Source organism: Streptomyces showdoensis, from assembly GCF_039535475.1.
Lineage (GTDB): Bacteria > Actinomycetota > Actinomycetes > Streptomycetales > Streptomycetaceae > Streptomyces > Streptomyces showdoensis.
In genome coordinates, this window is the sequence record NZ_BAAAXG010000026.1 from 3,235,179 (window position 1) to 3,248,395 (window position 13,217).

The following is a 13,217-nucleotide window of genomic DNA, read 5'->3' on the forward strand; positions in this document are numbered from 1 at the left end:
CCCAGTCGTGGCCGGCGTCAGCTCAGCGGGTCCGCAGGCGTCGCCGGGATCTTGTCGACGTGGTAGACCGTGTTGCCGGCGGCGTCCGGGTAGGTCGTGATCGTCCACTCGAAGCCGGACATCTCGTCCTGCTTGTAGGTGACGTCGGACCGCTCGTTGATCTCCCCCTGGGGGACGTAGAAGCCGCGGTAGCTGTCGCCGTCGATGACGAGGAACCAGAACGCACGGCGGTCCGGCACCGGGCTCGCGGTCTCGGCGAACTTGGTGATGCCGGAGACCGGGGCGAGGTCGTCCTCGTCGATGCGGTAGTGCAGCGACATCACCGGCAGCCGGGACGTCTCCCACACGGTCAGGGAGAACGTCCTCACCGACTGGGTGATCTGGGTACGGAACGGGGAGGTCAGGCCCCACGGGGTGAACTGCTGCGACTCCTCGTCCCAGCCGTTGACGAGGCCGTCGTCGGAGATGGCTCCGAGGGCCTGCCAGGGGTCAGTGGGCTGAGCGAGAGGCGAGGCGAGTGCCGCGGTGCCGACAGGGGCGACCCAGCCGCCGCCGTTGGCGCCGACCATCGTGAGATCCGCGGCGCGGGTGATGTTGACCATGGTGTCTCCAGACATGGAAGAGGCCCGCGCTCGGGCGGGTGATGTGGGTCCGGCGCAGGCCCCAAGGCCGGTCAGGAGACCGGGTGGCTGTAGATCTGATAGGTGGCGCCGACGCGGCGCAGGCCGGTGTTCTCGTAGGGCCTCACGGCCGGCGGCGGGGTGGAGGTGGCAGCGCCGAAAACCGCGGTGCTGGTCTTCACGCCCGGGAGCTCGGTCAGCAGCCAGCCCCGCACCTGTGCAGCGAGCGCGATGGCGGCTGCCCGAGTGGCGGCGTAGACGTCGATGTCGACCAAGGCCCGGTCGAGGCGGAAGCCGTCGTCACCACCCGCGGGAAGCCGCTGCACCTGAATGGTGGGCAGTTCCTGCAGGAGGTTGTTGTCCAGCTCGTCACGGACGACGACGCTCGGCCCGGCCTTGGCCTGCAGCCACTGAATCAGCTCGAGTTCGACGTCGACACTGCCGACTGTAGCCATCAGCGGCCGCCAGCCTGAGCCGCGCGCAGCAGCACGTGGTGAGCGCGCACCCGCTCCGTCCCGTACTCCACGTGAGCGCCCCACGGGGCCGTGTTGCCCACGATGGCGACGGCACGGTCCTTGCGTCGTCCGCCGCGGCGGACGGGCTGGACGAAGAAGGAGCCCTTGTACAGACCGCGGTGAGGGTCCCGCGGACCGCCGACAGGGGCGATCCCCTCCGCCACGCCCCTGATGACGTCGGCCCGGCGGACCATCTCGGCGAGAACCATGTCACTGCGGAGCAGCTGCCCCACCCCGCGCTTGGACATCTTGAAGCGTGCAGCCATTGCGACCCCTTCCAGCAATGCAGGTGTCAGCCCGTGACTCGGTCCGCAGCGAACTGGACTGGGCCGCGGGTGCCGGTGAACGGGCTGCGCCCCCAGTCGCCCGGCTCCCCCGTGATGTCGCAGACAGCGCCGCGGATACGGACCTTGTCCGTGGTGCGGAGCTGGGTGCCGGCAGGGGCGTAGACGGTCCAACCGACGATGACGGTGTCCCGCGCCTGCTGCTGGTCACCTCCGACGGTCGGCGTCTGAGCCCGAGGGGTGACCGCGCACCCATGGACGTCGAATGACTCGTCCGGGCCAGGCAACGGCTGCCCGCGGGCATCGCGGCCTGGCGAGTCCCCAGTACGCAGGACCCGGACGGTCTCCCCGAAGTGGTAAGGGCCGGGCATCAGATCCAGCCCCAGCCTGGCTCGTAGGACAGCCCTGAGCCGTAAGCGTCGTCGACCGGGTAGGTCGGCGACGGGTCCGCCGTCTTGGGAGTGGGATCGATCGTGAACGCGCCACCCCTGCCGGCCAGCGACTTCAGGGCCGCCTTGTCGGACTTCGTCAGATACAGACCGCCCGACCCGGACGGGCGCTGCACCGACATGGGGCCGATCGTCTCGTAGCTGACCTGCTGCGGATTGACGTAGGCGCGGCCAGCCACAGACAGGACCACCGCCGTGGCCTGATCCGGCAGCGGCCTCACGACCGACTCGCACAGGGCGACAGCCTGCTCCAGAAGCAGATCAGCCCGGTCCCCGTCGATCTCCGGCAACCCCAAGTACATGCCGAGTTGCTCGGCGGTAGGAGGAACGAACGGCATCAGGTCCTCCTCAGCTTGCGAGAGCCTCCATGGCGTCGCACCAGGCGGAGAGTTCGTTGGCCGGGTCCAGCTCGGCCGAGCGCGCCTTCGCTCGCTTCGACACCAGCTGGTACTCGGCGCGCGTGGTCAGCAGTTTCCTGATCACTGACTCGTAGCCGGCGACGTCGTGCAGGTCGACGAAGACGCCAGCCTCGCCGAGCGCCTCGCACAGCCCGGGGGTGGGATGGGCGATGACCGGGATACCGGAGGCCATCGCTTCCACGCCGGCCCGGCCCCACGACTCATACGAGGACGGCATGAGCAGGATCTTCGTGCGGCTGTAAACGCTCTCTCGCATTTCGTGACCGCTGACGTGATCGAGGACCTCGACGTTCGGCAGGTCCGGGAGGATCTGCTCGCCGTAGGCGCCGCGGACCGCAAGGAACTGCACGTCGGGCATGCGACGCGCCAGCCTCTCGAACAGCGCGCCGCCCTTCTCGAGGTTGCAGTTGACCAGGGTGACCCGGTCGCCGGGCTTCGTCCGGTACTCCTCGGCGAACACCGGTGGCCGGACGACTAGTTCCTGCCGGGGTCGGACGCTACGCGGGTACTCGGCGAAGAAGAGTTCGGCCTCGCGCCGCATCCACTGCGAGTTGTAGACGGCCAGGGCGGTGTCTCCCGACGCCATCTGACGGAAGGATGGCAGGTGTGTGTTGTGGCAGACGACGGCGAGCGGCCTGCCGTAGCCGCGGGCCATTGCACCCGCGCTGGGCACGTTCTCCAGGTGGGAGACCACCACGTCCGCCTTGCGGATGGCCGAAGCCGCGTCCAGGCGCGTCTCCAGCGGCACGACCTGCACGCCGTCCAGGTCGTAGGCTTCGCGGTCGTCGGTGTAGCGGGACAGCCACACCGACACGTCGTGGCCCCGTTCGACGAGCGCGCGCAGCATGGAATGGACCATCCACTCGGCGCCTGCATTGTGCCGGGGCGGGTAGCCGTGCAGCCGGGCGACGATCTGCATCGCCCGGCCGCCACGGCTCACGAGGCGCCGCCGGCCGCCAGGTACTTGACGAACGCCTCCTCGTCGCCGAGGACGAAGCCGTAGTACGCCTCTGCGAGGAGGAGCACCAGGTTCTCCTGGAACGCGGAGTGGACGCCGCCGTCCTCGTCGATGTACGTCGCCTCGCGGCTGATCTTGACCGTGATGTCCATGCCGACGCCATACGCCGTCTGGGACCAGTCACCGCCGATGCCCCGCAGGCCGGTGTCGATGGTGCCGGACTGGCGCCGCAGCTTGCCGGACACCGAGCGGGAGTAGGCGACCGGCTCGCCGACCAGCGTACCCGCGAGGGCCGCGCCGGTACCCGGCTGGGTGGTGTCGACGAAGATGGGGCGGCCGGTGGTGTCGGTCGCTCCGAGCAGGCTGGGCTTCATCCGGTGGTCGAGGACGGTGCCGGTGTAGTCCCAGTCGTCGTCGATGGTCTCCTTCATGCCCTTGACGATGTCGCCGTAGATGCCGCCGTTGGCCTGGCTGGTGCCGCCGATCGTGACCGACTTGGTGGTCATGGCGAGGTAGTCGGCGAAGGGGCCGGTGGCGCCCTTCATCGTCTTGCCGTGGATCGTCGCGCGGTCGAAGGCTCGGGCGAACGCGGTGGGGAGGTCGCGCTGCAGCTGCGTCCACAGGCCGGCGGCGTTGGAGTCGGCGACCTCCATCGCAACCGGGATCAGGACGGCGATCTTCTTGCCGGTCATCTGCTTGATGTCGACGCCGCCGGTGCTGATCGGCTTCCGGCCAGCCTGCTCGACCCAGTCCGCGGTCGGCACGTCCAGCGGCACCGGGACCGCCGTGTTCGCCGTCATCGCCAGCGGCACCCGCTTTGCGAGCGACATGACCGCCGACTGCTCGACGCTCTTCTCGAAGATGGGCCCGACCAGGGTCTCGGGCAGGAAGGTCGAATCGATGTCCGACAGCTTGATAGGCGGCGTAGCAGCCATGGTCTACCTCTCTCAGCGCCCCCCGTGGAGGGCCCTCTTCATGAAGCCCGCGAACTCCTGCTCGGGGCTGTTGGGGGTTCGGTTGCCGTTGCCTGACGAGCCCTGCGTGCGGTCCGGCCGCGGCGAGCGTGGCCCCTCGGGGGCCTTGGCCCAGTGCGGCTTGCGCTTCAGAAGTTCGGCGAGGTCGCGCTTGATGGCGTCGGTGTCGATGGCGCCGTCGTCGTCGACGTAGTCCGCCAGATTGAGGGCGCCAGCAGCGTCCTCCGGGTCGGCGAAGTCCTTCGCGGCCAGAGCCTCAACCTTCGAGGTCACCGCGGTCCGGATGGCCTTGGCCGCCTTCTCCTGCTGGGCGGTGAGCTGCTCGGCGAGCCTCTCCTGCTCGGTCTTCTGCGCGTCCTCGAGCTCCTTCGCCCGCCGGGCGAGAGGCTCAAGCTCCTTGAGGCGGTCGCGGAGGCTCTTGTTCTCCGCGTTCTTCTTGTTGATCGCCTTCTTGGCGCGGTCCGCGTCGAAGGGCTCCTCTTCGGGTCCGTCCGCCTCCGGGGCGGCCTCCGACTCCTGCAGCTGCTCTTCGACCTGCTCGTTCGGGGTCTCTTCAGGCATGGTGAACTGGCCCTCCAGGGGCTGAGAAAGGCCACCTCCGGGGCAGCCAGGGGGTTACAACGTGGGCTGGTGCCCGTGTTCGGCGAGCGCCAGGCGGAAACGCCTCAGCTGGTCGCCCGAGTGAGGCGCCGCGAACTCGCGGTACAGCCGCTCCCACTCACGTGCGTGATCGGACAGCTCGAACCGCTGCCCCTTGAACACCGGGACGACACCGCAATGGCAGCCGTCGTGGGCCTGGAAGTCAGCCGTGTCCTGCTTGTAGACCGCCCCGCGAGTGGCGAGGAGCTTGCAGAAGGAGCAGGCTCCCAGTGCAGCTGAGCGGGCCCATGCCGTGGCCTGCCGGTCGCGCCGCACCGCCTCCTGGACGGTTCCGCGCCCCTGATCAACCACGAGCTTCTGCGCTACGGCCTCGGCCTTCTTCTCCGCCTGCTCGAGGCGGACGTCCATCGGTTCGCTCTGCGCCTCTGTCGTCTGCGGATCGTCCGGATCGCGGGGCCACAGATCCTTCGTCGCCCAGCGCAAGCTGTTCTCGACCTGCTCATCGGGCGGCGGATCGGCCAGCGGGACATCGAACCGTCCGGCGACTCTGGCAGCGGTCCGCGCGGCGTCGTAGTAGTCCGCCGACAGAGCCGAGGAAGCAGACCCGTACTGATCCACCAGAACCTGTACGGCGGCGATCCAGTCGGGGACCGTCACCTCGAGCCGCGACGGGATGATGATCCGGCGCAAGCTGCGCACGTCGCGGGTCAGGCTCCTCGTGAGGCTCCGCTGAGCCATCCGTTGACGTGCGGCAGCCGGCCCGGAATCAGAAACCGTTGACGCCATCGGCACCCTCCGGCTCCACGGCCCCTTCGGTGTCATCCAAGGTCAGGGACGCCAGGAGCTGGCGGCCCTGGGCCCGACGTCGCTCCGAAGCGACCCTCTGGCGCTGATCCTCCGTGAGCCCCGCCATCTCCAGCGCGACCTCGGAGTCCGCAGGCAGCAGGCCAGCCTGGACCATCTTCACCGCAGCATCCGTCTGTGCGGCAATCGTCGGCGTGGCCGGGTTGCGCCATACGGTGTCGATGCGCCGTGCCGGGTCCGGAGGCTCGCCGTCACGCACCCACAGAGCCAGCCGCATCGTCGCCCGATGAGTGGCGCCGAACCGGCGGATCCGCCGCTCGGCCTTCTTCACCAGAGCGCCCTCGGCGGAACGGATGGCGTCCGCACTGGCCGGGTTGTCGCTGGTGTAGCCCAGCATGTGCGGCGGCACCGACAACTGCGACGACATGATCCGCGCATAGAGGTCGATGATCTTCGTCTGTCCGGAAGGGTCATGGGCGGTGAAGGCGCCGACCGTCGGAACGTTGCCGTCCTCGTCGCGCTCCAGCGCCAGGACACGGCCGATGTACGTCTCCCAGGCCGACTTCGCGTTGCCCTCGGCGTCCTGGAATGCAGACTCGCTGGCACCCAGGATGTAGCGCTGCGGCGCTCCGAAGAACTCGGCGGCCACCTCGATGCCCATCAGCCGCCGGCACGCGGCGTCCGTGATGGACCGGACCTCCGGCGTGATCTCCGATTTGCCGACCCGGTCCCCGGTGCGCTGCCGGTTGGCCATGCGGAGCACCGTGACCACGCCGAGCCCGTGCTCGTCCCGGTCCAGCACCCGCCAGTCGCTGCCTTCCTGCACAGCATGGATCGTCTGGTCTGGCAGGTACAGCGTCACCAAGCGCTCGTCCGGCGTCAGACCGAAGTCGTACCGGTCCTGGCACTCACGCAGGGCATACAGGGGCTTCCGCAGCCGGGCGTCCCACGCCAGCGTCATGTCGAGCGGCGACTCGTAGGTGATGATCGGCGGGGCGCCATCGTCGTCGGCCGTGCCGACGGTCACGTACTCGCGGCCATAGGTGAGGGCGTCCAGGTGCGCCAGGCTCGACTCGTCGTAGAGGTCGTTGGCCTCGGCGATCTCCTCCAGCTCCGCGGAGTCCGTGCCGTCGGCCCATCGGAACGCCTCGAGGTCGAGGCGCTGCTCAAGCGCCTCCACCCCGACCCGCGGCCAGCCGATAACCGTGTGCAGGGTCTTCAGCTGCGGCGGGATGCTGATCCCCAGGTCACGAATCACCTGCTCGCCGTTGAAGTAGGCGTCCAGCACTTCCAGCTTGAAGCGCTGCGCCAGCAGATCGGTTCGCAGCAAAGTGAGGATCTGCTTCTCGTCGTCCGACAGGTCGAGCAGGGGGAGGGTGGGAATCGTCACCGCAGGACCACCACCCTTCCCTTGCCACGAGCCGTTGACCGCTTCGCCCAGGCCGGGCTGTTCATCACCATGCGGCGCAGCATCCGCGCGCCGATCGCGCACACCGCCAGGTCGATCTTCCGGGCCGACTCGCGATGCTCCTTGCCGATCGTGTAGCCCCAGGCGTTCGTGCGGCGCCTGGCGTTCGCAACGTGCTGACGCAGCACCTTGTGACCGTCGTGGGTCAGCTGGCGCTCCAGGACGTCCCGGTAGAACCGGTCCACGGCCTCAGTGAACGTCTGCTGCCGGCGGCGATCACGCATGTCCCACATCACCGCGTGAGCGCCGTGGCCCGACGAGACCGCCTTCAGCTTCAGCCGCTTGCCGTAGCGCTGCGCCCACGCGTCGATGAACCCGTCCCAGTAGCGTTCGCCGTCCGCGTCGTCGAACCCGGAGCCCGGGTCGGCGAAGAACGCGAGCGGCTTGTACATGGCGAACGTGTGGTCCACCACGCCGTCGACCTCCTCGCGAGGCACCCGCCATGGAACGTCGTCCGGCCAGTTCGCGGGCCGCTGCCACACCCCGAGCGTCTGCACATGGCCGTCCCGCAGCCGGCAGGCGACCAGGCCGGTGGCGTCATCCGATTTCGAGCCGTCGAAGAAGCAGACGATCTCGTCGCCCTCGTCGAGGCTCACGCCCTCGTGCGGGCAGGCATCCCACTCGTAACGGGCAAGGAAAGCGTCCTCTGCGGCCGTGATCTGGTTGAACCAGAACCGGCGGGATCGGCTCGGCGGGTTGCGGACATCGAGGATCGACGCCTTCAGCCGCTCGATGTCCAACCATGTCGAATCGCCGCGGACGGCCCTCAACGTCGGCTCGATCCACTCCTCGACGAGCAGCGCCTCGCTCGGCGCCTCCAGGGAGTCGTAGAACAGTCCGGTGTCGGCCGCCCGGCCCGCTTCGGCTGCCTCGTAGGCTTCCCGGGTTCGCTCGGCTACCGAGTCCTCGCCAGGCTCGTAGGCGTTCGTGTTCGCCAGCGTCCTGGCCTGGCCATCCGCCGACTTGGTGGCGTTTCGCTCGATGACCGCAGCCATCTCGTGCCCCTGGTTCGCCTCCACCCAGTGGTGGGTCTCGCCCATGTTCACAGCCGTCGGCCGGCCACCCTCCAGCGCGCGAGGCGACGACGTCACAGCTTCGATGCGGGCCCTGCCCTTGTCGGCGTAGATGATCTCCTTGCCGAGGTCGATCCGATACTCCTCGATCGCCCGCTTCGTCAGGATCGACGGGAACAGCGTCATGGTGTTCCGAGTCTGGTCCTGCGACACCGCGGCAATCTGGACCCAAGCCGCCGGGTGCTGCACACCAAGCGGCTGCCCCGCGGGCACACCCCACTCATTCCCCTCGTCCGCGACCCTGCCGAAACGGCAGGGGCCCACGAACTCGAAGGCCGACCACGTTGCGATCAGCGGGTCCTTGCCCCAGCCCTTCAAGCGTTGAATGACGCCGTCGCGCCACAGGAAGCGGTCCGTCGCTGGGTCCATGGCGTACCACCACAGCGTCAGGCGGGCCTGCTCCGGGGTGTAGCGCCACGGGGCGCCGACATAGTGCTGCAGGTAGGTCGCCGTCCAGGCCAGTGCATGCCAACCCAGGGTGTACTCGGGGAGGACGAAGCGCTTATCCGGCCCGCGCTTCCACGTCGGGCCGATGGTGAACGGGGTGACGACCTCAGGGACTTCTCCCTCAGCCACTCGCGAGGTCACGGTAGGCATCCAGCGGCTTCACCGATGCCAACTGCGGGCCGGCTGGCTTGCGCTCCAGCTCGATCCGGGCGCGGCGCCGGTCTCCCTCGGTGGTGAGCAACCGGGCCATGACGCTGTCGAGGGCGCTCACGTACTGGCCGTTCGGTGGCCGGTCCGACGACAGACCACGGGACATCAGCTCCGCCGCGTACCGCGCCATCGCCCAGTCTGACGGCTGGTAGAAAGCGGCCTGGCCGGACACCTGCAGCGAGAGGTACCAGTCCGCGGCGATCGGATGCCACAGGGGATCCGGATCAGGCAGGTCCGGCAGATCCGTCGGCGCCCCGGACGGGGCCTTGGTGATCGCGTCCTTCTCGTACTTGGAGCGATGCCCCATGCGCTCCTCGGAGCGCTTGCCGATAGGGCCACGTGCACCCATGTCGACCTCCAGGGTCTCGGTGCGAGTGGCCGCGCCTCCAGGGAGCGGCCTTGATCATCAGAAGGGCGCCCTGGCGGGGCGCCGGCCGCCCTAGGAAACCCGGGCGGAATCTCAGGTGCTATACGGCCCCGATGGCCGGGAAGGCCGGCAGGGGGGTAGCCCCCCAGGTCGCCGGCTGCCAGCCAGCTCGGGCTTGATCTTGATCAGTCGCTCTCATGGACCCAGTGGTGGGCCCAGACGTCGGTCAGGTCAGGCTCGACGACGATCATGAGCTTGTCGGTGTCGCTGGTCGTGCTCAGGTGACGCATGGCGATCGGGACGCTGGTGCCGCACTCCGGGCACTGGATGGTCGCCTGCCCCACACCGGCCCCGCCCGCCCCCTCCAGGCCGGCCACGTCAGCCTGCCTGCTGCGTGGGTGGTCCGTCCCGCTCGCCCTCGTCCACCCTCTGGATGTGGGCCTGCTGGGCACTAGGGATAGCTAGGCATACACCGTTGGCGTCGGAGAAGACGGCCCACTCGCCCTGGAAGGCGAGGGTCAACTCGGGATCCTCGACGAGGACGTCCTCGCGTCGCTTCTCTGTGGGGTGCTGGATCAGGTAGGCCGGCATCACTTCACCCCGGGGTGCTCTTCGGTGGGTCTCTTGCGTCCAGGCTTGGGGTTGTCTCGCTGTGCTTGATTGCCCTCTCGGCTGGACTTCTGGTCGTGGCACGGTCCGCACACACCCTGCAGGCCAGTGTCTGTGTGGTCGTCGACCTTGGCCTCGATGTGGTCACAGAACGCCGAGGGCCGCACCCCGCAGATCTTGCAGACGGGGTCCCTCTTCAGGATCCTGGCCCGGATCCTTCGCCAGTTGGGCGGGAGTCTTTTGACGCGCCCCGACCCCTGCCAGCCGCCACTCATTGGGTCAGCCCTGACTCAGGCCGGCCGTCATGATGGCTCTGACAAGTTCGAACGCCTGCAGCTCGGAGAACCCGGCGTTGACATACGCCAGGTAGAGCTCGTGAAGCTGAGCAGCCGCAGCAGCCAGCTGGGTGATGGGATCTTCCGGATCGGCCATGGCGCGGGCTCCTTCGTCGTCACGCTGCGAGCGCCCGGCGGATGCCCTCTTCGAGGGTGACCTTGGGCAAGTAGAAGTCGAGCATCTGGCTGGGGTCACAGACGCGGTGGTGCACCCCTTGCGGGGCGGATGCGAGGTGCTTGAGCGTCGGCGAGTAGCCGGCCGCCTGGGTCGTCAGATGGGCGAGGTCGTCGAAGCTGGTCGCCCGGCCGGTGCCCAGATTGACGGGGCCTTCAACGCCTTCGTCGACGGCTGCGAGGGTTGCGCCGACGAGGTCGTCGATGTGGATCCAGTCGCGGGTGGATGTGCCGTCGCCCCAGATCTCGAAAGGGTCCTGCCGCTCCTTGGCCCGGCGGATGAACGCGGGGAAGGGGTAGCAGTCGTCCTGGTCTTCGCCGTAGCCGGAGAAGGGGCGGAGCACCGTCATCTGCGTGCCCTCGGCGGCGGCGTACTGGCAGAGCTGCTCGCCGGTGAGCTTGGCAAGGCCGTAGGTGGCGTCCGGCTGGCCGGGCTGGCCGTAGTCGATGTCGGTCTCCCCCAGGCGCCGGATCTCTCCTGGCCCCTGGAGGGCGACGGGGTAGGCCGCGGACGAGCTGAAGTACACAGCCCGCGGGATGCTGTTGCGGGCGAGCCAGCGCATGTACCAGGCGTCGAGAGCCAGGTTGGTGGCGACGCCGAGCGGGGACCCGTCGATGCTGGCGCGACCCCCGACGATCGCCGCGCAGTGGATGGCGATGTCGTAGACGTCATCGCTGTAGCGGAAGAGATCGAGGGCGTCGGAGTGGCGCGGATCCAGTTCCACCCCGTGGACGTCCCAGCCGCGAGCTTCCATGGCGGCGTGAAGGTGTCGGCCGACGAAGCCGCAGTGCCCGGTGAGAAGTACCTGCATCAGCTGCTCGCCTTCACTGCCCGGAACACGGGCCACGGCATGCCGTCGACTTCGAGCCGCTTGAGACCCACTCGGGCACAGAGGGCGTCCTGCTGCTCGCGGGACCAGGTAGTGACGCCGATCCAGCCGCCCCCCTCCTGCGGCTCGTCGGCGACCGGCCAGTCGAGGATGAGGAGTCCGTTGACGCGGACCGCGGCCCGTAGGCCTTCGATGATCCGCTCGCCTGCCTCGTAGGTGTGGTGGATGAGGACTGCGAGGGAGATGACCGCGTCGGCCTTCTTTCCGATGACGCTGGCGAGGTCGGTGCCGTCGCTGACTACCGTCGCCATGCTGGGGTCGCGGTCGGCGAGCCGGTTGAGCATGGCCTGGGATCCGTCAGCGCCGATGACGTCGTAGCCGAGCGCCCGCAGCGGTACGGCCACGCGTCCGTCGCCGCAGCCGAAGTCGACGACCCGGCTGCCCTCCGGGAGCACGGTCGACAGCAGGGCGGCCTGGTTCTGACCGGAGGACTCGTATGCGTCCTCGGAGATGCCGCGGGTCGGGTGGATGGCCGCAGGGTCGGCTTCGTTCCATGCGTCGATGACGTCGCTGATGGTCATGCTGTCTCCTCGACGAGTGCCCGCAGCTTCTCCAGGTCGGCGTGGAGGCCGCCTTCGTCGCGGTAGTGGTAGTAGGCGGTCGCGTCGGCGGTGGCCTGCTCGGAGCTGTTGCACTCCTGGTAGCCGGCGTCCATCGCTGCCTTTCCGATGGCGGGGTGCATGTGCTCAAGGACGACGTCGCCGAGGTAGGTGATGCGGCCCATGCCTCGGCCCCAGTCCATCCACACCAGGTCGAGGCACAGGTGGACGAGGGACGGGGGCGCCATGTAGCCGAGGGTGCTGACGATGTCCGAGGTCAAGGCGACGGCGGTGGCCATCGTCTCGCCTTGCAGCAGGTCATTGCCGTAGACGATGCCGGGTCCGCCCGACAGGCAGATGCGGAAGCGCTCGTCCCAGCCGACCGTGCGGGGGCGGTGGTCGTCGCCCATGAACGCGAGGAACCGGTAACGCGACGCCATGTCGACAGCGACCTGATTGAGTGTGCCGCACAGCCGAAGCCGCGGGCCGGTCACCCAATGGACCCGCGGGTCGTGGATGGTCTCCATGTGTTCGCGGTAGCCGGCGAGCACGGGGTCGTCGTCATCGACCGCGAATAGCAGGTCGGCGGTGGCGCCGGTCTGCCGCCAGCATTCGAGGATCGCGGGGACGCTGTCAGGCCGGCCACGGGTCGGCACAATCATCAGCAGATCGTCTGCCACGGCACCTCCTATGCGGGCTGGGGGCCGAGGTTTTCCAGAGTCATCAGCCACGGGTATGTCGTGTTGGCGTAGACGCGGCCGGTGCTGGTGCCCTGGTGGACGAGCGCGAAGGTGACGAGGCCGGCGTTTAGGTTCCCGGCGCCGACGGTCATCAGGAAGCTGGGAATCTTGGAGAACGCGGTGCTGGGGTAAAGCCAGGGGGCGCCCTCTGCCAGCGGCGAGGACGTGTCCGAGCCGTGATAGGTCCCAATGGCGCCGGCGCTGGTCAGCATGGCCACGTCCATGAAGTGCCCGCCGTTGTACATCATCGCGAGGTCGATGCGGATGCGGTCGCCTGCCGCTGCGGGGATGGAGCACTGAAGGGCAGTGCTCGCCGAGGTGACGACGACCACCCATGCGGGGGCCGAGGGTAGGTCGACGACAGCTCCGTCGGTGATCCGTGCCCGGGTGGTTCGGTGGTTCGGGCCTGTGGGTCCCGCGGGGCCCTGGGCGCCGGTCGCGCCGGTGGCTCCCGTGGCGCCGGCGGGTCCTTGAGGCCCGGGCTCCCCTTGAGGGCCGGCAGGGCCCTCGGGGCCCGTCTGTCCGTCGGCGCCAGCCGGGCCTTGGGCGCCCGTTGCTCCCGTAGCCCCAGTTGCACCTGTCGGCCCTTGGGGGCCAATCGCTCCCTGGGGGCCAGCGGGCCCTTGGGGTCCTGCTGGGCCTTGCGGGCCGGCGGGCCCCTGTGGTCCGGGAGGACCGGTCTGACCTGGAGCATCGGGGACGGGCTCAAGGCCGCCAGGGCGGGGCAGGCGCTGAAGGTCGG

Annotated in this window: 17 protein-coding genes; all 17 read right to left on the minus strand. The window is 68.9% G+C overall.

Annotation, left to right across the window (positions count from 1 at the left end; genetic code table 11):
- Window positions 1-17: 17 nt before the first annotated feature.
- The gene (locus ABD981_RS27615; protein ID WP_345530396.1) at window positions 18-617 is read right to left on the minus strand and encodes a phage tail tube protein; all 600 of its coding nucleotides are present in this window, start codon (window positions 615-617) and stop codon (window positions 18-20) included.
- Window positions 618-673: 56 nt separating this feature from the next.
- Window positions 674-1,075 (minus strand): hypothetical protein, encoded by a 402-nt coding sequence (locus ABD981_RS27620; protein ID WP_046906333.1) that lies wholly within the window; start codon window positions 1,073-1,075, stop codon window positions 674-676.
- Window positions 1,075-1,401, minus strand: a complete 327-nt coding sequence (locus ABD981_RS27625) for a hypothetical protein (RefSeq protein ID WP_046906334.1) — start codon at window positions 1,399-1,401, stop codon at window positions 1,075-1,077. The genes ABD981_RS27620 and ABD981_RS27625 overlap by 1 nt, the downstream gene beginning before the upstream one ends.
- 388 nt (window positions 1,402-1,789) lie before the next feature.
- Entirely contained in the window at window positions 1,790-2,206 is a 417-nt protein-coding gene (locus tag ABD981_RS27630) for a hypothetical protein (protein ID WP_046906336.1), read from the minus strand.
- 10 nt (window positions 2,207-2,216) lie between these two features.
- Entirely contained in the window at window positions 2,217-3,206 is a 990-nt protein-coding gene (locus ABD981_RS27635; protein WP_046906337.1) for a glycosyltransferase family 4 protein, read from the minus strand.
- Between the two features lie 17 nt (window positions 3,207-3,223).
- Window positions 3,224-4,180 (minus strand): phage major capsid protein, encoded by a 957-nt coding sequence (locus tag ABD981_RS27640; RefSeq protein ID WP_046906338.1) that lies wholly within the window; start codon window positions 4,178-4,180, stop codon window positions 3,224-3,226.
- Window positions 4,181-4,192: 12 nt separating this feature from the next.
- Window positions 4,193-4,780 (minus strand): hypothetical protein, encoded by a 588-nt coding sequence (locus ABD981_RS27645; protein ID WP_046906339.1) that lies wholly within the window; start codon window positions 4,778-4,780, stop codon window positions 4,193-4,195.
- A 54-nt stretch (window positions 4,781-4,834) separates the two neighbouring features.
- Window positions 4,835-5,641, minus strand: a complete 807-nt coding sequence (locus ABD981_RS27650; protein ID WP_446696963.1) for a VG15 protein — start codon at window positions 5,639-5,641, stop codon at window positions 4,835-4,837.
- Window positions 5,586-7,013, minus strand: a complete 1,428-nt coding sequence (locus ABD981_RS27655) for a phage portal protein (RefSeq protein ID WP_046906341.1) — start codon at window positions 7,011-7,013, stop codon at window positions 5,586-5,588. The genes ABD981_RS27650 and ABD981_RS27655 overlap by 56 nt, the downstream gene beginning before the upstream one ends.
- Window positions 7,010-8,740, minus strand: coding sequence for a terminase (locus ABD981_RS27660; RefSeq protein WP_123954248.1), 1,731 nt, complete (start codon window positions 8,738-8,740; stop codon window positions 7,010-7,012). The genes ABD981_RS27655 and ABD981_RS27660 overlap by 4 nt, the downstream gene beginning before the upstream one ends.
- Complete coding sequence (locus tag ABD981_RS27665) at window positions 8,733-9,170, minus strand: phage terminase small subunit (protein WP_046906343.1); 438 nt, start codon at window positions 9,168-9,170, stop codon at window positions 8,733-8,735. Before ABD981_RS27665 ends, ABD981_RS27660 begins: the two co-directional genes overlap by 8 nt.
- Before the next feature lie 203 nt (window positions 9,171-9,373).
- Window positions 9,374-9,532 carry a hypothetical protein gene (locus ABD981_RS27670; protein ID WP_165590902.1) on the minus strand — a complete coding sequence of 53 codons (159 nt, stop codon included), beginning with the start codon at window positions 9,530-9,532 and terminating at the stop codon, window positions 9,374-9,376.
- 544 nt (window positions 9,533-10,076) lie between these two features.
- Window positions 10,077-10,229 carry a hypothetical protein gene (locus ABD981_RS27675; RefSeq protein WP_165590903.1) on the minus strand — a complete coding sequence of 51 codons (153 nt, stop codon included), beginning with the start codon at window positions 10,227-10,229 and terminating at the stop codon, window positions 10,077-10,079.
- Window positions 10,230-10,248: 19 nt separating this feature from the next.
- On the minus strand, window positions 10,249-11,118 hold the full coding sequence (locus tag ABD981_RS27680) for an NAD-dependent epimerase/dehydratase family protein (protein ID WP_046906346.1): 870 nt from the start codon (window positions 11,116-11,118) through the stop codon (window positions 10,249-10,251).
- The gene (locus ABD981_RS27685) at window positions 11,118-11,717 is read right to left on the minus strand and encodes a class I SAM-dependent methyltransferase (RefSeq protein ID WP_046906347.1); all 600 of its coding nucleotides are present in this window, start codon (window positions 11,715-11,717) and stop codon (window positions 11,118-11,120) included. The genes ABD981_RS27680 and ABD981_RS27685 overlap by 1 nt, the downstream gene beginning before the upstream one ends.
- Window positions 11,714-12,415 carry a glycosyltransferase family 2 protein gene (locus ABD981_RS27690; RefSeq protein WP_046906348.1) on the minus strand — a complete coding sequence of 234 codons (702 nt, stop codon included), beginning with the start codon at window positions 12,413-12,415 and terminating at the stop codon, window positions 11,714-11,716. Before ABD981_RS27690 ends, ABD981_RS27685 begins: the two co-directional genes overlap by 4 nt.
- Window positions 12,416-12,423: 8 nt before the next feature.
- Window positions 12,424-12,807 (minus strand): hypothetical protein, encoded by a 384-nt coding sequence (locus ABD981_RS27695; RefSeq protein WP_240495129.1) that lies wholly within the window; start codon window positions 12,805-12,807, stop codon window positions 12,424-12,426.
- Between the last annotated feature and the right edge of the window lie 410 nt (window positions 12,808-13,217).